The 24,368-nt window shown below is 71.5% G+C and carries 24 protein-coding genes; 10 read left to right on the forward strand and 14 right to left on the reverse strand.

Annotated features, from left to right (window positions below; all coding sequences use genetic code 11):
* The 3 genes from ureG to ACFTZL_RS14655 form a co-directional block, all read left to right on the forward strand.
* On the forward strand, window positions 1–612 hold a 612-nt coding region (ureG, locus tag ACFTZL_RS14645), incomplete at its 5' end, for an urease accessory protein UreG (RefSeq protein ID WP_382581574.1).
* Window positions 600–1,373 (forward strand): urease accessory protein UreD, encoded by a 774-nt coding sequence (locus ACFTZL_RS14650; RefSeq protein WP_382581612.1) that lies wholly within the window; start codon window positions 600–602, stop codon window positions 1,371–1,373. The genes ureG and ACFTZL_RS14650, both read left to right, overlap by 13 nt.
* Before the next feature lie 141 nt (window positions 1,374–1,514).
* Window positions 1,515–3,116, forward strand: a complete 1,602-nt coding sequence (locus tag ACFTZL_RS14655) for an alpha/beta hydrolase (RefSeq protein WP_382581576.1) — start codon at window positions 1,515–1,517, stop codon at window positions 3,114–3,116.
* A gap of 33 nt (window positions 3,117–3,149) precedes the next feature.
* On the opposite strand, the gene ACFTZL_RS14660 is transcribed toward ACFTZL_RS14655, so the two are convergent.
* A complete protein-coding gene (locus tag ACFTZL_RS14660) occupies window positions 3,150–4,184 on the reverse strand; it encodes an NAD-dependent epimerase/dehydratase family protein (protein ID WP_382581578.1) in 1,035 nt (344 codons plus the stop codon).
* A gap of 61 nt (window positions 4,185–4,245) precedes the next feature.
* The gene (locus tag ACFTZL_RS14665) at window positions 4,246–4,965 is read right to left on the reverse strand and encodes a lysophospholipid acyltransferase family protein (protein ID WP_382581580.1); all 720 of its coding nucleotides are present in this window, start codon (window positions 4,963–4,965) and stop codon (window positions 4,246–4,248) included.
* A gap of 323 nt (window positions 4,966–5,288) precedes the next feature.
* Here ACFTZL_RS14665 and ACFTZL_RS14670 point away from each other — a divergent pair, with 323 nt between their 5' ends.
* On the forward strand, window positions 5,289–5,744 hold the full coding sequence (locus ACFTZL_RS14670; protein ID WP_382581582.1) for an RpiB/LacA/LacB family sugar-phosphate isomerase: 456 nt from the start codon (window positions 5,289–5,291) through the stop codon (window positions 5,742–5,744).
* Between the two features lie 33 nt (window positions 5,745–5,777).
* Here ACFTZL_RS14670 and ACFTZL_RS14675 read toward each other — a convergent pair whose 3' ends face one another.
* The 5 genes from ACFTZL_RS14675 to ACFTZL_RS14695 form a co-directional block, all read right to left on the reverse strand.
* The gene (locus tag ACFTZL_RS14675) at window positions 5,778–7,010 is read right to left on the reverse strand and encodes a PP2C family protein-serine/threonine phosphatase (protein WP_382581584.1); all 1,233 of its coding nucleotides are present in this window, start codon (window positions 7,008–7,010) and stop codon (window positions 5,778–5,780) included.
* A 67-nt stretch (window positions 7,011–7,077) separates the two neighbouring features.
* On the reverse strand, window positions 7,078–9,543 hold the full coding sequence (locus tag ACFTZL_RS14680) for a SpoIIE family protein phosphatase (protein WP_382581586.1): 2,466 nt from the start codon (window positions 9,541–9,543) through the stop codon (window positions 7,078–7,080).
* A 113-nt stretch (window positions 9,544–9,656) separates the two neighbouring features.
* Entirely contained in the window at window positions 9,657–10,874 is a 1,218-nt protein-coding gene (gene rocD, locus ACFTZL_RS14685) for an ornithine--oxo-acid transaminase (RefSeq protein ID WP_382581588.1), read from the reverse strand.
* The gene (gene ddaH, locus ACFTZL_RS14690) at window positions 10,871–11,692 is read right to left on the reverse strand and encodes a dimethylargininase (protein WP_382581590.1); all 822 of its coding nucleotides are present in this window, start codon (window positions 11,690–11,692) and stop codon (window positions 10,871–10,873) included. The genes rocD and ddaH overlap by 4 nt, the downstream gene beginning before the upstream one ends.
* A gap of 158 nt (window positions 11,693–11,850) precedes the next feature.
* Window positions 11,851–12,336, reverse strand: a complete 486-nt coding sequence (locus ACFTZL_RS14695) for an Lrp/AsnC family transcriptional regulator (RefSeq protein ID WP_382581591.1) — start codon at window positions 12,334–12,336, stop codon at window positions 11,851–11,853.
* Window positions 12,337–12,413: 77 nt separating this feature from the next.
* Here ACFTZL_RS14695 and ACFTZL_RS14700 point away from each other — a divergent pair, with 77 nt between their 5' ends.
* From ACFTZL_RS14700 to ACFTZL_RS14715, 4 genes are read left to right on the forward strand one after another with little or no spacing between them, the layout of a single operon-like run.
* Window positions 12,414–13,163 carry a LytR/AlgR family response regulator transcription factor gene (locus ACFTZL_RS14700; RefSeq protein WP_382581593.1) on the forward strand — a complete coding sequence of 250 codons (750 nt, stop codon included), beginning with the start codon at window positions 12,414–12,416 and terminating at the stop codon, window positions 13,161–13,163.
* A 2-nt stretch (window positions 13,164–13,165) separates the two neighbouring features.
* Window positions 13,166–13,525 carry a hypothetical protein gene (locus ACFTZL_RS14705; RefSeq protein WP_382581614.1) on the forward strand — a complete coding sequence of 120 codons (360 nt, stop codon included), beginning with the start codon at window positions 13,166–13,168 and terminating at the stop codon, window positions 13,523–13,525.
* The gene (locus ACFTZL_RS14710; RefSeq protein ID WP_382581595.1) at window positions 13,522–15,237 is read left to right on the forward strand and encodes a cation acetate symporter; all 1,716 of its coding nucleotides are present in this window, start codon (window positions 13,522–13,524) and stop codon (window positions 15,235–15,237) included. The genes ACFTZL_RS14705 and ACFTZL_RS14710 overlap by 4 nt, the downstream gene beginning before the upstream one ends.
* Window positions 15,234–16,448 carry a sensor histidine kinase gene (locus ACFTZL_RS14715; RefSeq protein ID WP_382581597.1) on the forward strand — a complete coding sequence of 405 codons (1,215 nt, stop codon included), beginning with the start codon at window positions 15,234–15,236 and terminating at the stop codon, window positions 16,446–16,448. Before ACFTZL_RS14710 ends, ACFTZL_RS14715 begins: the two co-directional genes overlap by 4 nt.
* A 4-nt stretch (window positions 16,449–16,452) precedes the next feature.
* Here the strand turns inward: ACFTZL_RS14715 and ACFTZL_RS14720 are convergent, their stop codons facing one another.
* The 5 genes from ACFTZL_RS14720 to ACFTZL_RS14740 all read right to left on the reverse strand — a co-directional run bounded on the left by ACFTZL_RS14720 (window position 16,453) and on the right by ACFTZL_RS14740 (window position 21,045).
* Window positions 16,453–16,632, reverse strand: a complete 180-nt coding sequence (locus tag ACFTZL_RS14720; RefSeq protein ID WP_215122884.1) for a hypothetical protein — start codon at window positions 16,630–16,632, stop codon at window positions 16,453–16,455.
* Between the two features lie 80 nt (window positions 16,633–16,712).
* Window positions 16,713–17,663 (reverse strand): cytochrome c oxidase assembly protein, encoded by a 951-nt coding sequence (locus tag ACFTZL_RS14725; protein ID WP_382581599.1) that lies wholly within the window; start codon window positions 17,661–17,663, stop codon window positions 16,713–16,715.
* 162 nt (window positions 17,664–17,825) lie between these two features.
* Window positions 17,826–18,851, reverse strand: a complete 1,026-nt coding sequence (locus tag ACFTZL_RS14730; RefSeq protein WP_382581601.1) for a 6-phosphofructokinase — start codon at window positions 18,849–18,851, stop codon at window positions 17,826–17,828.
* 203 nt (window positions 18,852–19,054) lie between these two features.
* Window positions 19,055–19,783 (reverse strand): type 1 glutamine amidotransferase, encoded by a 729-nt coding sequence (locus ACFTZL_RS14735; RefSeq protein WP_382581603.1) that lies wholly within the window; start codon window positions 19,781–19,783, stop codon window positions 19,055–19,057.
* A 23-nt stretch (window positions 19,784–19,806) separates the two neighbouring features.
* Window positions 19,807–21,045: a MurT ligase domain-containing protein gene (locus tag ACFTZL_RS14740; protein WP_359895058.1), complete on the reverse strand. Its 1,239-nt coding sequence runs from the start codon at window positions 21,043–21,045 to the stop codon at window positions 19,807–19,809.
* Between the two features lie 159 nt (window positions 21,046–21,204).
* Here ACFTZL_RS14740 and def point away from each other — a divergent pair, with 159 nt between their 5' ends.
* Window positions 21,205–21,750 carry a peptide deformylase gene (gene def / locus ACFTZL_RS14745; protein ID WP_382581604.1) on the forward strand — a complete coding sequence of 182 codons (546 nt, stop codon included), beginning with the start codon at window positions 21,205–21,207 and terminating at the stop codon, window positions 21,748–21,750.
* 62 nt (window positions 21,751–21,812) lie between these two features.
* Here the strand turns inward: def and ACFTZL_RS14750 are convergent, their stop codons facing one another.
* Window positions 21,813–22,457, reverse strand: coding sequence for a TetR family transcriptional regulator (locus tag ACFTZL_RS14750; protein ID WP_382581606.1), 645 nt, complete (start codon window positions 22,455–22,457; stop codon window positions 21,813–21,815).
* A gap of 175 nt (window positions 22,458–22,632) precedes the next feature.
* On the opposite strand from ACFTZL_RS14750, the gene ACFTZL_RS14755 reads away from it, so the two are divergent.
* A complete protein-coding gene (locus tag ACFTZL_RS14755) occupies window positions 22,633–23,859 on the forward strand; it encodes an acyl-CoA dehydrogenase family protein (protein ID WP_382581608.1) in 1,227 nt (408 codons plus the stop codon).
* Here the strand turns inward: ACFTZL_RS14755 and ACFTZL_RS14760 are convergent.
* The coding region (locus tag ACFTZL_RS14760; RefSeq protein WP_382581610.1) for a cupin domain-containing protein at window positions 23,856–24,368 on the reverse strand (513 nt) is incomplete at its 5' end. The two genes, ACFTZL_RS14755 and ACFTZL_RS14760, sit on opposite strands and share 4 nt — an antisense overlap.

A 24,368-nucleotide genomic window follows, 5' to 3' on the forward strand; every position in this document is an offset into this window, starting at 1 on the left:
ACCCGCAGAGCGCTCCGCATCGGCCTCGGCGGACCCGTAGGGTCCGGGAAGACCGCCACCGTCGCCGCGCTCTGCCAGGTGTTGCGGGACGAGCTGTCGCTCGCCGTCGTCACCAACGACATCTACACCCGGGAGGACGCCGAGTTCCTGCTCCGGGAAGCCGTGCTGCCGCCCGAGCGGATCACCGCCGTGGAGACGGGCGCCTGCCCGCACACGGCGATCCGGGACGACATCTCCGCCAACCTGGAAGCGGTGGAGGACCTGGAGGACGCCGTCGGGCCACTGGATCTGGTCCTCGTGGAGTCCGGTGGGGACAACCTCACCGCGACCTTCTCCAAGGGGCTCGTCGACGCGCAGGTCTTCGTGATCGACGTGGCCGGGGGCGATGACATCCCGCGCAAGGGCGGTCCGGGCGTGACCACCGCCGACCTGCTCGTCGTCAACAAGACCGATCTCGCACCGTACGTCGGCTCCGACCTCGCGCGCATGGCGGCCGACGCCAAGGCGCAGCGGGCCGAACTGCCGGTCGTCTTCCAGTCGTTGCGGAGCGAGGCCGGGGTGACGGAGGTCGCCGCGTGGGTGCGGGCGCAGCTCTCCGCGTGGACGGCGTGAGCGTGCACGGTGCCGGGGTGCGGTCCGTGGCACGGATCGTCGCCCGGGACGACGGCCGCGGCGGGACCTCCCTGCCCGTGCTGGAGAGCGACGGACCCCTGGCGCTGCGACGGACCAGGGCCGGTGGCCCCGAGGCGCGGGTCATGCTCGTCGGGGCGATGAGCGGGCCGCTCGGCGGCGACCACTTCACCGTGGAGGCCCGGGTGGAGGAGGGGGCCCGGCTGTCGGTCGGGTCGGCCGCCGCCACCATCGCGCTGCCGGGGCAGGCGAAGAGCGAGGCACGCTACGACGTGCGGCTCAGTGTCGCCGACGGTGCAGAACTGCACTGGCTGCCGGAGCAGTTGATCTCCGCCCGGGGCAGCGACCTGTACGTCACGACCCGCGTCGACCTCGCCGCCACGGCCCGGCTCGTGCTGCGCGAGGAGCAGGTACTCGGGCGCGTCGGTGAGGAACCCGGACGGCTGACGAGCCGTCTGACCGTGCGGATCGCCGAGCGGGCCGTGCTCGACCAGGAGCTGGCCTGCGGGCCCGGCGCGCCGGGCGGCTGGGACGGGCCCGCCGTGCTCGCGGGGCACCGGGCGGTCGGGCAACTGGTCGTCGTTCGGCCGGAGTTCGCCACCGAGCCGGTGACGGCCCGGGCGCTGGGGGAGGGGGCCTCGGTGGTGCCGCTCGCCGGGCCCGCCGCGCTGGTGACCGCCGTGGCGCCGGACGCGCTGCGGCTGCGGCGGCTGCTCGACGAGGCGCTGACGTCCCTCGCGTAGGCGCTCGCACGGGCGTCCGTAGAGCAGAATCCCTTCTCCGTTTATCGGATTGGCAAAGAAGCGCGACGGACCCTGTTCTCAGCAACCTCACAGCCGCGAGGATCCCCGTACTGATCGCAACGATGTACGGGGAGGTCCCCCTTGAGGGGTACGAGACCGAAGAGGCGGGTGGCGGCGCTCGGTTCGGCCGGAGCACTCGTCACGGCCACGCTGATAGCCGGCGCCGTCGCGGCGCCCTCGGCGAACGCGAGCGCGGGCACCCGCCACGGCCAGGACCGCGAGGCCCGGGGCGCCGCGATCGCCGCCGCCCAGGCCGCGAAGGCCGGTATCGACTGGCAGGACTGCCCCGCTGACTGGAATCTGGCCAAGCCGATCCAGTGCGGGTACGTCACCGTGCCGCTCGACTACGCCAAGCCGCACGGCAAGCAGATCAAGCTCGCCGTCGACCGCATCGGCAACACGGGCACGAAGGCCGAGCGGCAGGGCGCGCTCCTCTACAACCCCGGCGGCCCCGGCGGCTCCGGACTGCGCTTCCCCGCCCGGGTCACCAGCAAGAACCCGGTGTGGGCCAACGCCGCCAAGGCCTACGACTTCGTGGGCTTCGACCCGCGCGGCGTCGGCAAGTCGGCGCCCATCTCCTGCGTCGATCCGCAGGAGTTCGTCAAGGCACCCAAGATGGACCCGGTGCCCGGCTCCGAGGCCGACAAGCTCGCCCAGCGCAAGCTGGCCCGCGAGTACGCCGAGGGCTGCCAGGACCGCAGCGGCGCGATGCTGCCGCACATGACCACGCCGAACACCGCGCGCGACCTCGATGTCATCCGCGCCGCCCTCGGCGAGAAGAAGCTCAACTTCCTGGGCGTCTCCTACGGCACCTACCTCGGCGCCGTCTACGGCACCCTCTTCCCGGGCCATGTGCGCCGCATGGTCGTCGACAGCGTCGTCAACCCGTCCCGGGACAAGATCTGGTACCAGGCCAACCTTGACCAGGACGTCGCCTTCGAGGGCCGCTGGAAGGACTGGCAGGATTGGGTCGCGAAGAACGACGCGACCTACCATCTCGGCACCACCCGCGCCGCCGTCCAGGCCAAGTGGCTGGAGCTGCGCGCCACGGCGAAGAAGAACCCCATCGGCGGGGTCGTCGGCCCGGCCGAGCTGATCTCCTTCTTCCAGAGCGCCCCCTACTACGACTCCTCGTGGGCCCCGGTCGCCTCGGTCTTCAGCAAGTACGCCGCCGGAGACACCCAGGCGCTGATCGACGCCGCCGCCCCCGACCTGTCCGACACCGCGGGCAACGCCTCCGCCGAGAACGGCAACGCCGTCTACACGGCCGTGGAGTGCGCCGACGCCAAGTGGCCCACGAGCTGGCGCACATGGGACCGGGACAACACCCGGCTGCACAAGGACCACCCGTTCATGACCTGGGCCAACGCCTGGATGAACCTGCCGTGCGCCACCTGGCCGGCCAAGCAGCGGACGCCGCTGAACGTCAAGAGCGGCAAGGGCCTGCCCGGCGTGCTCATCGTCCAGTCGGAGCATGACGCCGCGACGCCGTACGAGGGCGCCGTCGAACTGCACAAGCGGTTCAAGGGCTCCCGCCTGATCACCGAGAAGGACGCCGGTTCGCACGGCGTCGCCGGGCTGGTCAACCCGTGCGTCAACGAGCGGGTGGACACCTACCTGCTCACCGGCGAGCTGGACCGTCGCGATGTGACCTGCGCACCGCACGCCACGCCCAAGCCGTAGTCACGGCCGGGGGGCGGTCGTCCGGCCGCCCCCTCAGCCGTCCCTTTCCGCCAGCCAGGCGTCCTCCGCCGCGTAGTCGAAGAGGTCGCCGTACGCCTGGACCATCTTCGGGTACGCCTCCCGCCAGTCCCGCCCGGCGAGTTGTTCCTCGATCCAGGCGATCGTCTCCGGCAGGGTGTCCGCGTACCGCACCACCGGCCGGTAGCCCAGCTCGCGTTCCGCCGCCGACATGTCGCACACCACGGGCGCCGGTACCGACCAGGGCGTGTCGCCCACGCCGGACGGGGGCGGTGGGCCGTCCACGAGCACGTCCTCGGTCTTCACACCCATCACCGCGTCGATCTCCGCCGCGATCCGGGCCACCGTCGGCGCGTCCGGGTCCACGGCGTTCAGGACGCGGGCGCCCGGCCGGGCGGCGGCCAGCCGGATCAGCTCGGCGATCGTGTGGACGCTCGCCGGATGGAACCGGCTCTCGCCGTTGTAGGCGAGCACGCGTCGCCGCCGGCCGTCGAGGTTGCGCTTCACCATGTACAGCTCGCGCGGGCTCTGGCAGTACGCCCCGTGGATGGCGCCCGCACGCAGCAGCGTGGTCGGCAACCGGTCGCCCGCCGCGAGGAGTTCGCGCTCCAGCGCCGCCTTCCGGGTGCTGTACGAGGCGTCGCCCGGACGCACCGTGCGCTGGTCCTCCGTCAGCGGCACCGGGTACTCGGGAAAGCCCCCGGGCTCGTTCTGCGTGTCGAAGCCGCGGCCCCGGTCGTCCTCGTACACCGAGACGCTGGAGATCACCACCGCCGAGCCGACCCGCCCGGCCAGCGCCGTCAACTGCCGTGCGTGCCCGGCGTCGAACGCCACCATGTCCACCAGGACGTCGCAGCCGTCGCCGACCGCGGCGGACAGTGCCGCGTCGTCCTCCCGGTCCGCCCGCACGGCCTGTACGCCGTCCGGCCACCGAGGATGCCGGCCGCCGCCCCGCGAGACGGCCGTCACCTCCCAGCCGTCCCGGGCCAGCGCCCCCACGGCCACGCGTCCGGTCTGTCCCGTCGCTCCGATCACCACAGCACGTGTCATGCGACGACCGTACGGCGGCCGGGGGCCGGTCCACCTGCGGCTCTGCCGACAGCAGAGGGCCTCAACTGAGCGGCATCCGCCGGAACTTCCGCTCCTTCGCGGCGGCGGCCTCCTCGGCCTTCACGACGGCCGCGTACTGGTCGACGTACTCCTGCTCGGACAGGGAGAGGATCGCGTACATGAGCTCGTCGGTGATGGCGCGCAGGATGGCCTTCTCGTTCTCCATGCCGGCGTAGCGGGAGAAGTCGAGGGGCTTGCCGAAGCGGATCACGACGGGGTGGATGTTGGGAATGACCTTGCCGGGCGGCTGGGCCTCGAAGGTGCCGATCATCGCGCAGGGGATGACCGGGACGCCTGCCTTGAGAGCCATCACGGCGACACCGACCTTGCCCTTGTAGAGCCGGCCGTCGTGCGAGCGCGTGCCCTCGGGGTAGATGCCGAGCAACTCGTCCTTGCCCAGCACGCCGAGGCCCTCGCGGATCGCGGCCTGGCCCGCGTCCTTGCCCGAGCGGTCGACCGGGATCTGCCCCGCGCTGCGGAAGAAGAAGGCCGTCAGCCGGCCCTTGAGGCCCGGTCCCGTGAAGTACTCGGCCTTCGCGAGGAAGGTGATGCGCCGCTTGAGGATCGCGGGCATCAGGAAGTGGTCCGAGAACGACAGGTGATTGCCGGCGACGATGGCGGCGCCTTCCGACGGCACGTGCTCCAGACCCTCTATTCGAGGCCGGAAGACCAGTCGCAGCAGCGGGCCCAGCAGCACGTATTTCAGCAGGTAGTAGAACAAAGCGGGCGCTCCTCGACTCTGGCGGTGGACTCAACCGCCGCGTTCCAGCAGGTCAACCGGCGTGTCGTGGGGTGCCAGTGTAGGTGCAGGCACAGCCACCGGGCACCTCGTGCGGCGGGACCTCGTCGATCCTTCACCTATTGACTGACGGTCAGTCAGTCGGGCGGGGCGTCCGGTGGTGCTCATGCGGCTGGGGAGGGCCGCGGGACCAGCGTGCTGGTCCGTACGGGTGATCGGCAAGCCGAACGGGTGGCATGGCCGGGATGTGAAGGGTGCCTGGCCAACCACTGGTTCTTGCGGCCCCGGCGAGTAGTCTGCGCAGCATGCGGATCTCTGTTTCCTCGGACATGGACGAGCCCGTCGCCCGCGCCCTCGTGGCCGCGCTGCGGGGCCGGGGGCACGAGGTGCGCCCGTACGGCGCGCTGCGCTCCGGGGGCGACCCGCAGTGGGCGGTGTGCTCCGAGGCCGCGGCCCGCGAGGTCGCCGAGGGGACGGCCGACCAGGCCGTGGTGTGCTGCTGGACCGGCACGGGCGCCTCGATCGCGGCGAACAAGGTGCCCGGCGTGCGTGCCGCCCTGTGCACGGACGCCTACACGGCCGACGGGGCCCGCCGCTGGAACGACGCCAACGTCCTCGCGCTCAGCCTGCGGCTGACGTCCGAGCCGCTGCTGACGGAGATCCTCGACGCGTGGTTCGCGGGCGAGCCCAGCGGCGACACCGAGGACCGGCAGAACGTGGACCGCGTCAGGCTGCTCGATCACGGGCGGAACCGGCTGTAGGCGACACCGCTGTAGGCGACACCTGCGCCCCGGTCACAGCCGCACGATGACCAGCGCGGTGTCGTCGGTGGCGCCGCCGGGCGGCAGCAGTTCCAGCAGGACGGTGTCGGCGAGGGTCTCGGGGTCCTGGTCCCGGTGCCGGGCCAGCGCGTCGGCGAGGCGTCCCAGACCGGTGTCGATGTCCTCGCCACGCCGTTCGATCAGTCCGTCGGTGTAGAGCACGAGGGTCGCGCCCGGCGCGTACGTGGTGTCGGCCTGGGGTCTCGGAATCGGGTCGGGGCGGGCGTCGAGCGGGGTGTCGGTGGCCCCGTCGAGCAGCTCCGCACGGCCGTCGGCGTGTACCAGTACGGGCGGGGGATGGCCGGCACTGCTGTAGGTGATGGTGTGCCGGTCGAGGTCGATGAAGGTCGTCACGGCGGTCGCCGACTCGGCGCCGCCGACCACGTGCGCGTAGCGCCCCAGCACGTCCAGCGCCTGGGCCGGGCCCTCGGCGACCCGGGAGGCGGCGCTCAGCGCGCTGCGCAACTGGCCCATGACGCCGGCGGCCTCCAGTCCGTGCCCGACCACGTCGCCCACGGAGACACCGACCCGGTGGCCGCCGACCAGGTCGACCAGGTCGTACCAGTCCCCGCACACGTTGAGCGCGCCCACGGCGGGCCGGTAGCGGACGGCGGCCCGGTGGTGGTGTCTGACCTGGCGGCGGTCGGGCAGCATCGCCTCCTGCAGGGCCAGTGCCACCTCCCGCTCCCGGGAGTGCGCCTGACGCAGCCGGTCGTTGAGCTCCTGCAGCTCACGGGCGCGGGTGTACAGCTCGGCTTCCAGCGCCCGGGACCGGCTCCCGCTCGGACGGCCGTGGGCGCGGATCAGCTCGGTGACCTCCTCGACCCGGAGGACCAGCAGCACCACCTTGCCGTCCGGCCCGGTCAGCGGCGCGTTGACCAGGCTCCAGTAGCGCTCCTCCCAGTGGCCCGGGCGGTCGGGGGGCTCGACGTCGTAGCGCTGGAGCGCCATGGTGTCCCGTTCGCCGGTGGCCAGGACCCGGTACAGCGAGGCCTTCAGGTTCGCCATGCCGGAGGCGCGCGGGTCGTGCGGGTTGTCCGGGAAGAGGTTGTCGAGGTTGCCGCCGACGACCTGCTCGCGGGTGCGCCCGACCACCCGCAGGAACTCCTCGTTGACGTCCGCGTAGACCAGGTCGGGCGTGAGCAGGGCCACGACACCCGGGAAGGCCTGGAACACGGCCTCGTAGTCGATCGCCGTATCCGTCATCGCTTGCCGCCTCACCACTGCCGGTATCAGACCAGTTTCCCACGGTATGCGGCAATCGTTCCGGGCTTCACTCCGAGAGGTCCGTCAGCGACTGCTCCGCCCAGATGATCTTCCCGTCGGGGACGAACCGGGTGCCCCACCGCTGGGTCAGCTGGGAGACCAGCAGCAGTCCGCGCCCGCCCTCGTCCGTCGTACGGGGATGGCGCAGATGGGGCGCGGTGGCACCGCCGTCGAAGACCTCGCAGACCAGGGCGCGCTCCCGGATCAGCCGGAGCCGGATCGAGCCGGTGGCGTACCGGATGGCATTGGTGACCAGCTCGCTCACCACCAGTTCCGTGGTGAACACCAGCTCGTCCAGGCCCCAGCGCGCCAGTTGCCGGGTGGCCGTGCGGCGGGCATCGGCGACGACGGCCGGGTCGGAGGGCAGATCCCAGTGCGCGACCTGCTCGGCGCCGAGCCGCTTCGTCCGGGCCATCAGCAGGGCCACGTCGTCGTACGGGCGCGACGGGACCAGCGCGTCGACCACGGTCAGGCAGTACGACTCGAGCGGGCCCGCCTGTTCCAGCGCCCTGCGCAGCCGCTCCCGGCCGGTGTCGACGGCCCAGGTCTCGCCCCGGGCCAGCAGCCCGTCGGTGTGCAGGGCGAGCGTGCTGTCCTCCGCGAGGGACAGCTCGACCGCCTCGAAGGGCGGACCGCCCACGCCGAGCGGCGGACCCTGCGGAAGATCGACGAACGTGACCGAGCGGTCGGGCGCGACCACGGCCGGGGCGGGGTGGCCCGCGGCCGCCATCGTGCAGCCGCCGTCGACCGGGTCGTAGACCACGTACAGGCACCCGGAGCCCAGGGACGACGACCGCGTGCCTTCGGCGCCCACCGTGCCCGGTTCGACGCCCTCCTCCCGCGCCGAGCGCGCCACCAGGTCGTCGAGGTGCGCCAGCACCTCCTCGGGCGGCAGATCCAGAGCGGCCAGCGTCCGTACGGCGGTCCGGAGCTGCCCCATCGCCGCGGCGGCGTTGATGCCGTGCCCGGGCACCTCGCCCACGACGAGCGCGACGCGGCCGCCGGACAGCGGGATGAGGTCGTACCAGTCGCCGCCCAGGCCCGTCAGCTCGTCGGCCGGCCGGTAGCACGCGGCCACCTCGACGGCGTCCTGCTCGGGCAGCCGGTGGGGGAGCAGACTGCGTTGCAGCACGAGGGCGGCGTCACGCTCGCGGGTGTAGCGCCGGGCGTTGTCGAGGCAGACGGCCGCGCGGGCGACGAGGTCCTCGGCCAGGTGCAGATCCTCCTCGTCGAAGGGCTCCCGGCGGTGGCGCCGGAAGAAGCTGGTGACGCCCAGGGTGGTGCCCCGCGACCGGATCGGCACGGTCATCACGCTGTACAGGTCCAGCTCCAGAAAAGTGACGGTCCGGCGGCCCTCCGGGAGGTCCGTGGCCCACTCCCGGGTCACCGGATCGAGCCGATCCGCACGCCAGGAGCGTCCCGTGGTCAGGCAGCGGACCGGGGGCGACCCGGCCAGGTAGGTCGCGACGTCGCCGACCTCGAGGGCGCCCTGCGGGAGGTCGTCCTCCGCGGACCGCTGGCCGGCGCGGCGCAGCGCCACCGGATCCGTGTCCGCGAGCGGCCCGGGAGCCGGCTCGGCGCCCCGCAGCACCGCCTCCAGCAGATCCACGGTGACGAAGTCGGCCACTCCCGGCACTCCGACGTCAGCCAGCTCCTGCGCGGTGCGCAGGATGTCCAGGCTGCGGCCGATGCTCTCGCCGGCCCGGTCGAGGAGCGCCAGCCGCTGCCGCGCGCGGTGCCGCTCGGTCATGTCGACGACGGTGTAGTACACGCCCAGCGGGTGGCCCCGGTCGTCCTCGAGCCGGGTGAACGACAGCATGTGCGCCGTCTCGCGCAGCGGCGCCGACCGTACCTGGCCCACGTGCTCGTACCCGACGACCGCCTCGCCGGTCTCCAGGACGTGGCGCATCTGGGCCTCGACCGCCTGGGCGTCCATGCCCGGCTGGACGTCCGCGAAGCGCAGACCGAGCCGTCGCCGTGCGGGTCCGCCGCCGAACTGCTCCAGGGCGGTGTTGGACCACACGAAACGCAGGTCGGTGTCCACGATGGCGATGCCGACGGAGGCGTCGGCCACCATCCGTTCCAGCACCGTACGGCTCATGTCCCAGCCGGGGGCCTGGCCCAGCTCCGACAGGAGCACCAGCCAGCGCGAGCCGCTGTGCGTCTCCTCGGTCGAGGTGATCCGGGCCACGACCCGCACCGGCCGCCCGTTCTTGCGGCGGGCGGTCAGCAGCCCCGTCCAGCCGCCGTCCCTGCGGCAGCGCTCGACCAGGTCGGGCACGCGCTCCGCGTCCTCGGCGGCCAGCAGGTCGGACAGCTTTCTGCCGACCGCCTCGGACGCGGGGTAGGCCAGCAGCCGCCGGGCGTCGTCGGTCCAGCCCGTCACCACGCCCTGCGGATCGAGCAACAGGGGCACGGCGTCGGCCACGTCGAACCGCCGCCGGGCAACGCCGTAGTCCTCGTGTGCGCCCACCGGCCGACCTCTCTGTCGCTGAGAGTGGTCTACCACCTCTTGCCCCCATCTTCACCCTTTCCCGCGTGCGGGGGCGGCTCGGGCGGGTCCGGTCGGGGCGGTGGGGCGCTGCCCTACCCCAGCACCCTCTCCAGTGCCGCGAGCGCCCCCGCGAGCTCCTCGCCCGTGATCGTGAGGGGCGGTGCCAGGCGGATCGTGGAGCCGTGGGTGTCCTTGACCAGGACTCCCTCCCGCATGAGGCGTTCGCTGACCTCGCGCCCGGTGCCGAGGGCCGGGTCGATGTCGACACCCGCCCACAGGCCGCGCGAGCGGAAGCCGACGACGCCCTTGCCGACCAGTTCGGTCAGGCCGTCCCGCAGGGTCGCGCCCAGCTCGGCCGCGCGGCGCTGGAACTCGCCCGTCTCCAGCAGTTCGACCACCGCCGTGCCGACCGCGGCCGCCAGCGGGTTGCCGCCGAACGTCGAGCCGTGTTCGCCGGGCCGCAGCACCCCGAGGACCTCACGGCGCGCCACCACGGCCGACACCGGCACGATGCCACCGCCCAGCGCCTTCCCCAGCAGCACCATGTCCGGCACGACCGACTCGTGCTCCACCGCCAGCGTGTCGCCGGTACGGCCGAGCCCGGACTGGATCTCGTCGGCGATGAACAGGCACCCCTGTCGCCGGGTCAGCTCGCGCACGCCGGCCAGGTAGCCGTCGTCCGGGATGATCACCCCCGCCTCGCCCTGGATCGGCTCGATCAGCACCGCCGCCGTCGTCTCGTCGACCGCCGCCTCCAGCGCGGCCAGGTCGTTGTACGGCACGATCCGGAACCCCGGCGTGAAGGGACCGAAGCCCTGCCGCGCCGACTCGTCCGTGGAGAAGCTGACGATCGTCGTCGTACGGCCGTGGAAGTTGTCCGCGGCGACCACGATCGTCGCCCGGCCGTCCGGGACGCCCTTGACGTCGTAGGCCCACTTGCGGGCCACCTTCACCGCGCTCTCCACCGCCTCCGCACCGGTGTTCATGGGCAGCACCATGTCCAGGCCCGTCAACGCGGCCAGCCGCTCGGCGAACTCGGCGAGCCGGTCGTTGTGGAAGGCGCGCGAGGTGAGGGTCAGCCGGTCGAGCTGGCGATGGGCCGCCTCGATCAGCGCCGGATGCCGGTGGCCGAAGTTGAGCGCCGAGTAGCCGGCCAGCAGGTCGAGGTAGCGCCGCCCCTCCACGTCCTGGACCCAGGTGCCCTCGGCGCGGGCGACGACCACGGGCAGCGGATGGTAGTTGTGGGCGAGGACCGGCTCCTCCGCGCGGATGAGCTCCTGCGAGTCACGGGTGCGGGCAGGTGCGGTCATGAGCGGATCTCCCGGATCTCCTGGGTGCAGCACTTGATGCCGCCACCGGCCTTGTGGAACTCGGACAGGTCGACGGGGACGGGGACGTAGCCACGGTCGGCGAGCTGCCCGGCCAGGGCCGTAGCCCCCGGTGAGATGAACACATGGCGCCCGTCGGAGACGGAGTTGAGCCCGAACGCCATCGCGTCCTCGTGGGTGGCGAGTACCGCGTCCGGATACAGCCGGGCGAGCAGCTCCCGGCTGCCGGGCGAGAATGCCTCGGGGTAGTAAGCGACATTCTCCTCGTCGAGGACGAACAACGCCGTGTCCAGGTGGTAGAAGTACGGATTCACCAGCGTCAGGCTGATCACCGGCACCCCGAAGAACTCCTGTACCTCGAGATGGGCCTCACGGGTGGTACGGAACCCGGTGCCGGCCAGGACCCAGCGGCCGGCCGGTACCAGGTCGCCCTCGCCCTCGCACACCGACTCGGGGTGGTAGACCTCGTAGCCCTCCGCCTTGAACCAGGCCTCGTACGGCACGGACTCGGGGCGGCGCTCCGGCGCCTTGAAGAGGGAGCCGAACACACGGCCCTCGACCACGACGGCCGAGTTCGCCGCGAAGACCATGTCGGGCAGGCCGGGGACCGGCTTCACGGTGTCCACGGTGTGGCCGTGGACACGGTAGGCGTCGACCAGGGCCTGCCACTGGTCCAGGGCGCGGAGGACATCGACGGGTTCGTCGGGATGCATCCAGGGGTTGATCGCGTACTGCACGGCGAAGTGTCTGGGTTCGCAGACCACGTAGCGCCGCCGGCGCGGCACACGGGAGTCGGGCACAGAGGGGTACCTCCGCTTCCTAACGGTGTGTGACTGAGGGTTGACACCAAGGTAGGAACTGACAGAGGCGGTCCACAAGAAACATCAGTTGCGTCTTCACGCAGGAACGCTGCGTCTTGAGGCCGGCCGACGCACGCCTGCTGCGCGGCCTCACGGGGCTATTCCGGCGCGGGATGGCTGGCCCCCGCCTCCGGGCTCTCCGGAAGCAGATGGGACAGCACCATCACGCTGATCGTCTTCCGGATGAACGGCTCCTGGCGGATCCGCTCCAGCACCTCCTCGAAGTGCTCCACGTCCCGCGCCCGCACATGCAGCAGCGCGTCCGCGCCGCCGGTCACGGTCATCGCCGCCGTGATCTCCGGGTAGTCGCGCACGACCTCCGCGAGCCGCCGCGGCGGGGCCGCGCCCTCGCAGTACACCTCGACGTAGGCCTCCGTGCGCCAGCCCAGCGCCGACGGCTTCACCGTGGCCGTGAAACCGGTGATCACACCCGTTTCGCGCAACCGGTCGACCCGGCGTTTGACCGCCGTGGCCGACAGCCCGATCGCCGTGCCGATCTCGGCGAAGGACGTCCTGGCGTTCGCCATCAACGAGGTGATGATCTTCCGGTCGAGTTCGTCGAACGGCGTGGACCTGCTGTTCATGCGGGCACTGTATCCAGCGGGAACGTGCACCCCCGGCACATGTCCAGACCTGGGGATCGCCCCTACACTCCGGGTTCATGCTGCGCGCCCTGGCTGTCGACGACGAACGCCCCTCGCTGGAGGAGCTGCTCTACCTGCTGCGGGCGGACCCCCGCATCGGCAGCGCGGAGGGCGCCGGCGACGCGACCGAGGCGCTGCGCCGCATCAACCGCGCCCTGGAGTCAGGACCCGGCGGGCCCGAGGCGATCGACGTCGTCTTCCTCGACATCCAGATGCCCGGCCTCGACGGCCTCGACATGGCCCGGCTGCTCACCGGGTTCGCCCGGCCCCCGCTCGTCGTGTTCGTCACCGCCCACGAGGACTTCGCCGTCCAGGCCTTCGACCTCAAGGCCGTCGACTACGTCCTCAAGCCCGTCCGCAAGGAACGCCTCGCCGAGGCCGTCCGCCGCGCCGCCGAGCTGCGCGGCGCCGCCCCGCGCATACCCGTGCACGAACCCGACCCCGACCACCTGCCCGTCGAGCTCGGCGGCGTGACCCGCTTCGTCGCCGTCGACGACATCACCCACGTCGAGGCCCAGGGCGACTACGCCCGGCTGCACACCGGCAAGGGCAGCCATCTGGTCCGCATCCCGCTCTCCACCCTGGAGGAGCGCTGGCGCTCCCGCGGCTTCGTCCGCATCCACCGCCGTCACCTCGTCGCCCTGCGCCACATCGGCGAACTCCGCCTCGACGCGGGCACCGTCAGCGTCCTCGTAGGCTCCGAGGAACTCCAGGTCAGCCGGCGCCACACGCGCGAACTGCGCGACCTGCTCATGAGGAGGCCGTGACAGTGCCCCAGGACCACACCGAACGCCGCGTCGTCGTCACCGCCCCGCCCCGCCGCACGGGCCGGGCCTCCGGCTACTACCGCCCGCGCACCGAGATCGACGAACAGACCACCCTCGGCCACACCTACGTCCGCTCCCTGATGCGCACCCAACTGCGCGCCGCCCTCACCGTGTTCGCGATCCTCGGACTGCTCGTCGGCCCGCTGCCGCTGCTGTTCGCCGCGATGCCCGGCACCGGCCGCCTCGAATGGGCCGTCCTCGGCTTCGGCCTCTACGCCCCGCTCGTCCTGCTCGCCCGCTGGTACGTCCGCCGCGCCGAGCGCAACGAGCGCGACTTCGTACGCCTCGTCGAAGACCGATGAACTCCAGCTACGCCATACCCGCCGTCGCCCTGGTCGTCGTCGCGACGGTCCTGGTCGGCGCCTTCGGCCTGCGCATCTCCCGCACCACCTCCGACTTCTACGTCGCCTCCCGCACCGTCGGCCCCCGCCTCAACGCCGCCGCCATCAGTGGCGAGTACCTCTCGGCCGCCTCCTTCCTCGGCATAGCGGGACTCGTCCTGGTCCAGGGGCCCGAGATGCTCTGGTACCCGGTCGGCTACACCGCCGGCTACCTGGTCCTGCTGCTCTTCGTCGCCGCCCCCCTGCGCCGCTCCGGCGCCTACACCCTCCCCGACTTCGCCGAGGCCCGTCTCGCCTCCCAGGCGGTACGGCGGCTGGCCGGCGCCTTCGTCGTCGGCGTCGGCTGGCTGTACCTGCTGCCCCAGCTCCAGGGCGCCGGACTGACCCTGACCGTGCTGACCGGGGCGCCCGACTGGCTCGGCGGAGTGATCGTCGCCGTCGTCGTGACCGCCACCGTCGCCGCCGGCGGCATGCGCAGCATCACCTTCGTACAGGCCTTCCAGTACTGGCTGAAACTCACCGCCCTGCTCGTCCCCGCCCTCTTCCTGGTCCTCGCCTGGCAGAACGACGGAGCCCCGCGCCACGCCTTCGACGAACCGGCCACCTTCCGCGAACAGCGCGTCGTCCGCGTGGACGACAGCATCGCCCTCACCCTCGACCGACCGCTGACCGTCACGGTGACCGGCACCGTGGACGGCCGTACGCACACCGACACCCGCCTCGAACTCCCCGCCGGCACCCACCACATGGAACGCGGCACCCGGCTCACCTTCGCCGCGGGGACGACCGTCCCCGCGGCCCAGCGCAGCGGCGGCGGCGACCTGTCGCCCTCGCAGGACGAGGGCCGCGAGGAACGCCCGCTGTACGCCACGTACGGGCTGATCCTCGCCACGTTCCTCGGCACCATGGGCCTGCCGCACGTCGTGGTCCGCTTCTACACCAGCCCGCACGGCGTCGCCGCCCGACGCACCACCGTCGCGGTCCTCGGCCTGATCGGCGCCTTCTACCTCCTGCCGCCCGTCTACGGCGCACTCGGCCGCCTCTACGCCCCCGAACTCACCCTCACCGGAGACCCGGACGCCGCCGTCCTGCTGCTGCCCGACCGCATGATCGGGGGAGTGGGCGGGGACCTGCTGGGCGCGCTGGTGGCGGGCGGTGCCTTCGCCGCCTTCCTGTCCACGGCCTCGGGGCTGACCATGGCGGTCGCGGGCGTCCTCACCCAGGACGTCCTGCCGTCCCGGGGCGTACGGCACTTCCGGCTCGGCACGGTCCTCGCCATGGCCGTGCCCCTCGCGGCGAGCGTCCTCGTCGGCGGCCTCCCGGTCGCCGACGCCGTCGGGCTCGCCTTCGCCGTGTCCGCCTCCTCGTTCTGCCCGCTGCTCGTCCTCGGCATCTGGTGGCGGCGGCTGACCCCGCCCGGCGCCGCCGCGGGCATGCTGGTCGGCGGCGGCTCCGCCCTGCTCGCCGTCGCCGCCACCATGGCGGGCTACCCGGGCAAGGGCGCGCTGCACGCCCTGCTCGCCTGGCCCGCCCTGTGGTCGGTACCGCTGAGCTTCCTCACCATGATCCTGGTCTCCCTGGCTACCCCCGGCCGGGTGCCCCCGGGCACGGCGGCCGTCCTGGCCCGCTTCCACCTGCCCGAGGAGCTGCGCACGGAGGTGAAGACGCCATGAGCGGATTCCTGGCGGGGCTGTGCGTCGCCGTGCTCCCGGTGCTGGCCGCCGGGGTCTGGCTGGGCCGGCGCACCGCACGGGCCAAGAGCCTCGGCGGCCTCGGCACCCCCGTCGAGCACGCCACCTTCGAGACCCTGCACACCGCCTCCCTCGCCGCACCTCCGCTGCGGGCCGGGCTGACCGAGGAGACCGCCCGCAAGTCCGCCCGCAAACTGCGCTCCCTGCTCGGCACGGACGCCCTCTGCCTCACGGACCGCGAACAGGTCCTGGTCTGGGACGGCGACGGCGCCCACCACCGCACCGAGATCATGGAACGCCTCGGGGGCGCCCTGGACACCGGCCGCGGCGAGGCCTTCCGGCTCACCTGCGACATCCTCGACTGCTCGGTGCGCTGGGCGGTCGTCGCCCCGTTCACCGTCGACGACCGCGTGCACGGCGCCCTGGTCGCCTGCGCGCCCCGTGAGTCGGCGGTCCTGGTCCGCGCGGCCGGCGAGGTGGCCCGCTGGGTCTCCGTCCAACTGGAGCTGGCCGACCTCGACCAGTCCCGCACCCGCCTCATCGAGGCCGAGGTCAGGGCGCTGCGGGCCCAGATCTCCCCGCACTTCATCTTCAACTCGCTCGCGGTGATCGCCTCGTTCGTCCGCACCGACCCCGAACGCGCCCGCGAACTGCTCCTGGAATTCGCCGACTTCACCCGCTACTCGTTCCGCAGGCACGGCGACTTCACCGCCCTCGCCGACGAACTCCACGCCATCGACCACTATCTGGCGCTCGTGCGGGCACGCTTCGGCGAACGCCTCTCCGTCACCCTCCAGATCGCCCCGGAGGTGCTGCCCGTGGCCCTGCCCTTCCTCTGCCTCCAGCCGCTCGTCGAGAACGCCGTGAAGCACGGTCTGGAGGGCAAGGCCGTGTCCTTGGGCAAGTGCCGCATCCAGATCACCGCCCAGGACGCGGGCGCCGAGGCGCTCGTCGTCATCGAGGACGACGGCGCCGGCATGAACCCCGACCTGCTGCGCCGCATCCTCGCCCGCGAGGTCAGCCCCTCGGGCGGCATAGGGCTTTCCAACGTCGACGACCGGCTCCGGCAGGTCTACGGGGACGACTACGGCCTTGTCATCGAGACCGCCCCGGGCGCGGGCATGAAGATCACCGTCCGGATCCCGAAGTACCAGCCGGGCGTGCACTCGGGGGGCAGGCTGACCCGGGAGTGAGCCGTCAGGTGCTGCGGGTGGTCACCACCAGCCCGAGCGTGATCAGTCCCAGGACGACCCAGCCGAACCACAGCCAGCCGTTGCTTCCGAGCGCCACCGTGTAGGCCGTCACCGCGACGAGGCCGCCGAGGGTGAGCACTCCCATGGTCTTGGTCGAGTTTGAACCGTTCGTGGAACCGGGCATCGCAACACCCTCCTCGTGGTCCGATGCCTCCATGGTGCCTGGCGGACGCCCGGCGCGCACGGCTCTTGCGAGAGCGGGCTTCAGCGCCCCTGCGTGTTCAACGAGGCCAGATAGGCGTTGTACGCCTCCAGCTCCTTGTCCCCGTCGCGGTCGGCGGCCCGGTCCTTGCGCCTGGCCTGGCGCTGGTCGGAGGCGTACCACTGGAACAGCAGGGCGATCAGCACCAGCACGGACGGGATCTCGCTGAACGCCCAGGCGATACCCCCCGCCGCGTTCTGGTCGGAGAGCGCCTCGATACCGAGCGAGGCCGGCGGGTTCTTGAACGTCCCGACCATCGGCTCGGACGCCATCATCAGCGCGATCCCGAAGAACGCGTGGAACGGCATGCCCGCGAACAGCTCCAGCATCCGCATCAGGTAGCCGGGGCGGTGCGGCCCCGGGTCCACGCCCATGATCGGCCAGAAGAACACCATCCCGACGGCGAAGAAGTGCACCATCATCGCGATGTGCCCCGGCTTGGAGCCCATCAGGGTGTCGAAGAGGGGCGTGAAGTACAGCCCGTACAGGCTCGCGATGAACAGCGGGATCGTGAACGCCGGGTGCGTGATGATCCGCATGTACCGGCTGTGCAGGAACATCAGCAGCAGTTCGCGGGGACCCTTGCGCCCGCGGCCCGCCGTCGGCAGTGCGCGCAGCGCCAGCGTGATCGGGGCGCCGAGCAGGACGAGGATCGGCGACACCATGCTGATCACCATGTGCTGCACCATGTGCACGCTGAACATGACCATGCCGTAGTCGTTCAGCCGGGTGCACATCATGAGCGCGACGGTCAGCACACCGATGACGAAGGCGACCGTCCGCCCCACGGGCCACTTGTCCCCGCGCCGCACCAGCCGCACGACACCCCACCCGTACAGCCCCAGCCCGGCCAGGCAGGCGACGAGAAAGAACGGGTCGGCCGACCACTCCAGCCCTCGTCCCAGCGTGAACGGCGGCAGATCCATGGTCATGCCGTGCCCGCTGTGATCCATTCCGCCGGCTCCTGTTTCGTGGGGGTGTGCAGCAATCTGTCCGCCCACAAGAGTAGAACCGCCCCCGGTCACCGCTACGACCGGGGGCAGTACGACGTCCTAGGGGCGCGGGGAACTGCGCGACAAGCCACACACAACCCGCACCCGGCAGATCAGCACAGCTCAGAGAACCGTCTCCGCCTCGTCGTACCGATCCTCCGGCACGGTCTTCAGCGTCTTCACGGCCTCGGCCAGCGACACCATCACTATGTCGGTGCCCCGCAGCGCGGTCATCTGCCCGAACTCCCCGCGATGCACGGCCTCCACCGCATGCCACCCGAACCGCGTGGCCAGCACCCGGTCGTAGGCGGTCGGCGTCCCACCGCGCTGCACGTGCCCGAGAATGACGGGCCGGGCTTCCTTCCCCAGCCGCCCTTCCAGCTCCACGGAGAGCTGCCGCGCGATCCCGGCGAACCGCTCGTGCCCGTAGATGTCCTTGCCGCCCTCGTCGAAGTCCATGGATCCGGCCTTCGGCTTGGCCCCCTCCGCGGCCACGACGATCGCGAAGCGCTTGCCGGCCTCGAACCGCTCGCCGACCCGCCGGGTCAGTTCCTCTATGTCGAAGGGCCGTTCGGGGACCACGATGGCGTGCGCGCCGGCCGCCATGCCGGAGTGCAGCGCGATCCAGCCGGTGTGCCGTCCCATGACCTCGACCACCAGGACCCGCTGATGTGACTCGGCGGTGGTCTTCAGCCGGTCCAGGGCCTCGGTCGCCACCCCCACGGCCGTGTCGAAGCCGAAGGTGACGTCCGTGACCGCGATGTCGTTGTCGATGGTCTTCGGCACACCCACGACGGGCAGACCGCTGTCCGACATCAGCCGGGCGGCCTTGAGGGTGCCCTCACCGCCGATGGGGATGATCGCGTCGAGGCCGAGCTCCTCGACATGGCCCTTGGCCCGCTCCACACCGTCCCGCAGATGGGAGGGCTGGACCCGGGAGGACCCGAGAATCGTGCCGCCGCGGGCGAGGATGCCACCCACCGCGTCGAGGTCGAGCTTGAGGTAGTCGCACTCCAGGAGGCCCTTCCAGCCGTCCCGGAAGCCGATGACCTCGTCGCCGTGGTCCACGACGGCGCGGTGTACGACGGACCGGATGACGGCGTTCAGGCCGGGGCAGTCGCCGCCGGACGTGAGGACACCAATACGCATAGCCCGAAATACCTTCTCAACGTGGGCCGGGGACCGGACCACGTTGTCCGGCTCGAATTCCCGCCACCCTAGCGTCAGGAGGGGGCGGGACCGAACCGCACGTCCGCCTGCTGGACTACCCCGCTCACCTGTGCGGATGTGCCGTCAGACGGGCTGTTGACCAGCAGGTTGACGCGTACCTCGGGCAGGCTGCGACGCGGTGCCTAGGCAGGCTGCTGAGCAGCCGTGATGCGCTCGTCGCGCAGTGCCTCGTACCAGCGGTCGTCGGTCGGCGGCAGCGCGTTGACGTCGAGCGCCAGCTTCAGCAGCAGATCCGCGATCAGCGGGTTGCGCGCGAGCACGGGGCCGTGCATGTACGTGCCGAAGACGGTGTCGTTGTACGCGCCCTCCGTGCCGTCGCCCGTGCCGTTGCCGTTACCGAAGCGCACCCGGGCGAGCGGGCGGGCGGTGGGGCCCAGGTGGGTCACGCCCTGGTGGTTCTCGAAGCCGGTCAGCGGGGGCAGGCCGAGGGGCTGGTCGATGTCGCCCAGCACGTCACCGACGCACCGCTCGCCCTCACCGCGCACCGACACCACGTCCAGCAGCCCGAGGCCGGGCTCGCGCTGGCCGAGGTCGTTGATGAACTCGTGGCCGAGGATCTGGTAGCCGGCGCACACGGAGAACACGATGGCGCCGTTCCCCACGGCCCGCTGCAGACCGCCGTCCCGGCGCAGCCGCTCGGCCGCGAGCCGCTGCGGACGGTCCTCGCCGCCGCCGATCAGGTAGATGTCGCCGGAGGTCGGGATCGGCTGGTCGCTGCGCACGTCGAGCCGGGCCACGTCCAGGCCGCGCTGCTGGGCCCGGCGCTCCACGACCAGGACGTTGCCCTGGTCGCCGTAGGTGCTGAGCAGGTCGGGATAGATCCAGACGACCCGCAGTTGGTTGTCGCTCACAAAAGTCCCCTGACGTCTCGTGCTCAGTTGCCGACGCGGCGGCGCAGATCCTGGAACGCCGTGTAGTTGGCGATGACCTCGATGCGGCCCGGCGGACACGCCGCCACGGCCTGGTCGAGGTTCTCGTAGACCTGGAAGTGCTGGTCGGCGACCTCCAGGCGCACCGCCAGGTCCAGCCGCCGGTCGCCGACGACGCAGATCGGGTGGCCGGTCAGACGCGTGTAGTCGACGTCCCACAGCCAGGAGGTGTCGGTGCCGTCGGCGCCACGGGCGTTCACGGAGAGGATCACCGGAGTGGGCGGCGGGTCGATCAGGGAGAACGTCTCCAGCCAGCCCGCCGGGTTCTTCGCGAGCAGGAGCCGCAGGTCACGGCCCTGGAACTGGACGACGTCGTACCGTCCGGCCACCGCCTGCACCTGGTACATGCGCTCCAGCGCGACCTGCGGCGGCACCCCGAACACGGCGGCGACGGCGGCCGAGGAGGCGGCGTTGGCCTTGTTGGCGCGGCCGGGCAGCTGGAGGTGGATCGGCCAGGCCGAGCCGTGCGGGTCGAGCACGTGGTCGCCGGACAGCGCCCAGCTCGGCGTCGGACGGCGGAAGCCGCACTCACCGCAGAACCAGTCGTCGCCCGGGCGCTGCATCACGCCACCGCACGACGGGCAGGACCAGGCGTCGTCCTTCCACATCTGACCGGCGGCGACCCAGATCACATTGGGGGAGGAGGAAGCCGCCCACACGACCAGCGGGTCGTCGCAGTTGGCCACGACCACGGCCTTGGAACCCGCGAGTCCCTCCCGCCAGTTCTCGGCGAGCATCCGGGTCTCGGCGGCCCGGTCGAGCTGGTCGCGGGAGAGGTTCAGCAGGGCGATGCACTTCGGGGCGGTGTCCCGGGCGACGCCGGCGAGGTACTTCTCGTCGACCTCGATCACGCCGTACCGGGCTTCCGAGCTGCCCGCGAGCGCCGAGGTGATGCCGGCCGGCATGTTGGCGCCGAGCGCGTTGGAGACGACCGGCCCGGCCGCTCGCAGTGCCTCGGCGATGAGCCGGGTGGTGGTGGTCTTGCCGTTCGTCGCCGAGACCAGGATCACGTCCAGGTTCTGTGCGAGCGTGGCGAGGAGGTCGGGGTCGAGCCGGAGAGCCACCCGGCCGCCGATCACCGAACCGCTGCCGCGTCCTGCGGCACGGGATGCCGCTGCGACCGCCTTGCCCGCGGTCACGGCCAGCTTGGCCCGCGGCGAGAGCGGGTCCGAGTTGCCTGCCATCAGTTCTCGATCCTCCTTGCGTACGCGCCGCGCCTTGAAGCCTGACGGCCACGTGGTGTGGACCTCAGCCTATCGAGATCCATTAGCACTCCCGAACCGCGGCACTGTGGCGAACTCGTGTGGGAGGCGCGGACCGACATGGACCTTACTCTTGCCGCCATGCGACACAGCCCCATCCCCGGTGCCCGCGGCCGCGTGAGGCCCCTCACGCTGCACGGCGAGCCGCTCCTGCACACGCCCTGCGCGGAGGTCACCGACTTCGGGCCCGAACTGGCCCGGCTCGTCGAGGATTTGTTCGCGACCATGTACGCCGCCCAGGGCGTCGGCCTCGCCGCCAACCAGATCGGCGAGTCGCTGCGGGTCTTCGTCTACGACTGCCCGGACGACGAGGAGGTGCGCCACCTGGGTCACGTGGTCAATCCGCGCCTGGTTGAGGCCGACGGAGTGGTCCTCCGTGGCCCGGAGGGCTGCCTGTCCCTGCCGGGCCTGGAAGCGGGCACGGAACGTTACGACCACGCGGTGGTCGAGGGCTTCACGGTGACCGGAGACCCGGTCACCGTCCACGGCACGGGCTTCTTCGCCCGCTGCCTGCAGCACGAGTGCGACCACCTGGAAGGCCGCGTCTACGCGGACCACCTGAGCGGCCGGCGCCACCGCAAGCTGATGCGCCAGGTGGCCCGGGCTTCTTGGCGCCGAGCTGAGTAGTTCCTCAGGGGCGCGGGGAACTGCGCGAATACCCCCACCGGCCGTCAGCCGAGAAACAACGGTCAGAACCCGGGACTGCCGACCTTGTCACCCGCAGCCGCAAGCCGCCCCCACAACAGATCAGCCAGACTCCGCACCAACTCGGCACGAGAACAGGGCCGTTCCCCCAGCCACCAGTCCCCGGCGGCGTGCATCATGCCGACGATCCCATGCCCCCACACCCGCGCGAGCTGCTGCCCGCCCGGTCCGAGATCCAGCCGGTCCTCGATGACCTGCGCGAGTTCCTCACCCATCCGCCGCAACAACGGCGCACTGTGCTTACCGACATCGAACCCCTGATCCCCCGGCTGGCCCCCCTCCGCCGGATGCATCAGGAACCGGTACACCTGGGGCCGCAACTCGATCGCCGCGAGGTACGTGTCCAACGTCGCCTCGACCCGCTCCCGCCGGTCCGCCGGCGCGTCGAGCGCCGCTCGCAGTGAGTCCAGCAACGCGTCCGTGTGCCGCTTGGCAAGGGCCGCGTAAAGTCCGCCCTTGTCGCCGAAGTGCCGATACAGAATCGGCTTGGTGATGCCGGCCTCCGCGGCGATCGCGTTCATCGAGGCCTGCGGGCCGTCACGCAGCACCACCCGGTCGGCGGCCTCCAGCAGCTCACGCCGCCGGCGGTCGGCGGACCGTTGCTGATCGGTCCGCTGCGTGGTGTCCATGTGCTCTCCCCACCCGTGCTGATTCGATGACGCCAGCGCAAACTAACACCCAAGCATGCACCGGACATCGAACGGGTGCCGACCGGTCGGTAGGAGTTGACTTCGACTACCCACCGGTAACAGGATGGTGTTACCGCAAGTAACATGCACGTGTGCCGCCGCTGGAGGGGACGACATGGCCGAGTTCACCATGGATCTCAACGACGAACAGAAGGAGGTCCGGGACTGGCTGCACGGCTTCGCCGCCGATGTGATCCGACCCGCGGCCGCCGAATGGGACGAGCGTGAGGAGACTCCCTGGCCGGTCATCCAGGAGGCCGCCAAGGTCGGCATCTACTCCCTGGACTTCTACGCCCAGCAGTATTTCGACCCCACCGGCCTCGGGATCCCCATGGCGATGGAGGAGCTCTTCTGGGGGGACGCGGGCATCGCCCTGTCCATCGTCGGCACCGGCCTCGCCGCCGTCGGCGTCCTCGCCAACGGCACCGAGGAGCAGATCGGCACCTGGATCCCCCAGATGTACGGCGACGCCAACGATGTCAAGGTCGCCGCCTTCTGCTCCTCCGAGCCCGACGCCGGCTCCGACGTGGCCTCCATGCGGACGCGGGCCGTGTACGACGAGGCCAAGGACGAGTGGGTGCTCAACGGCACCAAGACCTGGGCGACCAACGGCGGCATCGCCAACGTCCATGTCGTGGTCGCGGTGGTCGACCCGGAGCTCGGCTCCAAGGGACACGCGTCCTTCATCGTCCCGGCGGGCACACCGGGTCTGGCCCAGGGGCAGAAGTTCAAGAAGCACGGCATCCGTGCCTCGCACACCGCCGAGGTCGTCCTGGACAACGCGCGCGTTCCCGGCTCCTGCCTGCTCGGCGGCAAGGAGAAGCTGGACGAGCGGCTCGCCCGTGCCCGGGAGAAGGCCAAGCAGGGCGGGGAGCGCGTGAAGAACGCGGCGATGGCCACGTTCGAGGCTTCTCGCCCCGCGGTCGGGGCCATGGCGGTCGGTACCGCCCGGGCCGCGTACGAGGTCGCGTTGGACTACGCGAAGACCCGTGAGCAGTTCGGCCGGCCGATCATCGACAACCAGGGTGTCGCCTTCCAGCTCGCCGACATGCGGACGTCCATCGACGCGGCCCGGCTCCTCGTCTGGCGCGCCTCCTGGATGGCGGTCAACGGCAAGCCGTTCACCGCCGCCGAGGGCTCGATGTCCAAGCTGTTCGCGAGCGAGACGGCCAAGAAGGTCACCGGCCAGGCGATCCAGATCCTGGGCGGCAACGGCTACACCAGGGAGTACCCGGTGGAGCGGATGCACCGCGATGCCGCTATCTACACGATCTTCGAGGGCACGAGCGAGATCCAGCGACTGGTCATCGCCCGCACCCTGGCCGGCACGCCCATCCGCTAACGATGTCTGAGCGGCGTGAGCTGCTCGATGTCGTACCGCGCCCGCAACTCCTCGATGGCCGCGTGATCCGGCGGGCCCCCGCTGCCCAGGATCTCCAGCAGTTCCTCGAAGTACCGCTCGTGATCCGGCGGCGGGCTCGCCTGGAAGAACATCTTCGCGGGCTCGTCCGTCGGGTTGGCGAACGCGTGCGGGCAGCCCGGGGGGACGACGATCACCGTTCCGGGCGTCGCGCGCACCACCCGGCTGCCCGAAGTGGACTCCCACTTCTGCCAGTTGTCGGGGGTGCGGATGCGCGGTTCGAAGGCGAGGACATCCAGCTCGCCTTCGAGTACATAGAACAACTCCTCGCTGCGGGTGTGCACATGGGCGCCGACGTCGAAGCCCGGCGGTACGACCACCTCGAAGGTGGAGGCCATGCGCGAGTGCGAGCCGGTCACCTTGAAGGTGACGTGCTGGGCGGGGGCCTGTACCACCCGGCCGTGGCCGGGTGGTACGAGCAGTCCTTCCGT

The organism is Streptomyces sp. NPDC056948, from assembly GCF_042674225.1.
Taxonomy (GTDB): Bacteria; Actinomycetota; Actinomycetes; order Streptomycetales; family Streptomycetaceae; genus Streptomyces; species Streptomyces purpurascens.

Bases quoted from the DNA above. Each gene is read 5' to 3' on its own strand.
- ACFTZL_RS14660 (WP_382581578.1), bottom strand. From the start codon at position 4,184: ATGACACGTGCTGTGGTGATCGGAGCGACGGGACAGACCGGACGCGTG.
- ACFTZL_RS14670 (WP_382581582.1), top strand. From the start codon at position 5,289: ATGCGGATCTCTGTTTCCTCGGACATGGACGAGCCCGTCGCCCGCGCC.
- ACFTZL_RS14675 (WP_382581584.1), bottom strand. From the start codon at position 7,010: ATGACGGATACGGCGATCGACTACGAGGCCGTGTTCCAGGCCTTCCCG.
- rocD (WP_382581588.1), bottom strand. From the start codon at position 10,874: ATGACCGCACCTGCCCGCACCCGTGACTCGCAGGAGCTCATCCGCGCG.
- ACFTZL_RS14695 (WP_382581591.1), bottom strand. From the start codon at position 12,336: ATGAACAGCAGGTCCACGCCGTTCGACGAACTCGACCGGAAGATCATC.
- ACFTZL_RS14700 (WP_382581593.1), top strand. From the start codon at position 12,414: ATGCTGCGCGCCCTGGCTGTCGACGACGAACGCCCCTCGCTGGAGGAG.
- ACFTZL_RS14710 (WP_382581595.1), top strand. From the start codon at position 13,522: ATGAACTCCAGCTACGCCATACCCGCCGTCGCCCTGGTCGTCGTCGCG.
- ACFTZL_RS14715 (WP_382581597.1), top strand. From the start codon at position 15,234: ATGAGCGGATTCCTGGCGGGGCTGTGCGTCGCCGTGCTCCCGGTGCTG.
- ACFTZL_RS14720 (WP_215122884.1), bottom strand. From the start codon at position 16,632: ATGCCCGGTTCCACGAACGGTTCAAACTCGACCAAGACCATGGGAGTG.
- ACFTZL_RS14725 (WP_382581599.1), bottom strand. From the start codon at position 17,663: ATGGATCACAGCGGGCACGGCATGACCATGGATCTGCCGCCGTTCACG.
- ACFTZL_RS14730 (WP_382581601.1), bottom strand. From the start codon at position 18,851: ATGCGTATTGGTGTCCTCACGTCCGGCGGCGACTGCCCCGGCCTGAAC.
- ACFTZL_RS14740 (WP_359895058.1), bottom strand. From the start codon at position 21,045: ATGGCAGGCAACTCGGACCCGCTCTCGCCGCGGGCCAAGCTGGCCGTG.
- def (WP_382581604.1), top strand. From the start codon at position 21,205: ATGCGACACAGCCCCATCCCCGGTGCCCGCGGCCGCGTGAGGCCCCTC.
- ACFTZL_RS14750 (WP_382581606.1), bottom strand. From the start codon at position 22,457: ATGGACACCACGCAGCGGACCGATCAGCAACGGTCCGCCGACCGCCGG.
- ACFTZL_RS14755 (WP_382581608.1), top strand. From the start codon at position 22,633: ATGGCCGAGTTCACCATGGATCTCAACGACGAACAGAAGGAGGTCCGG.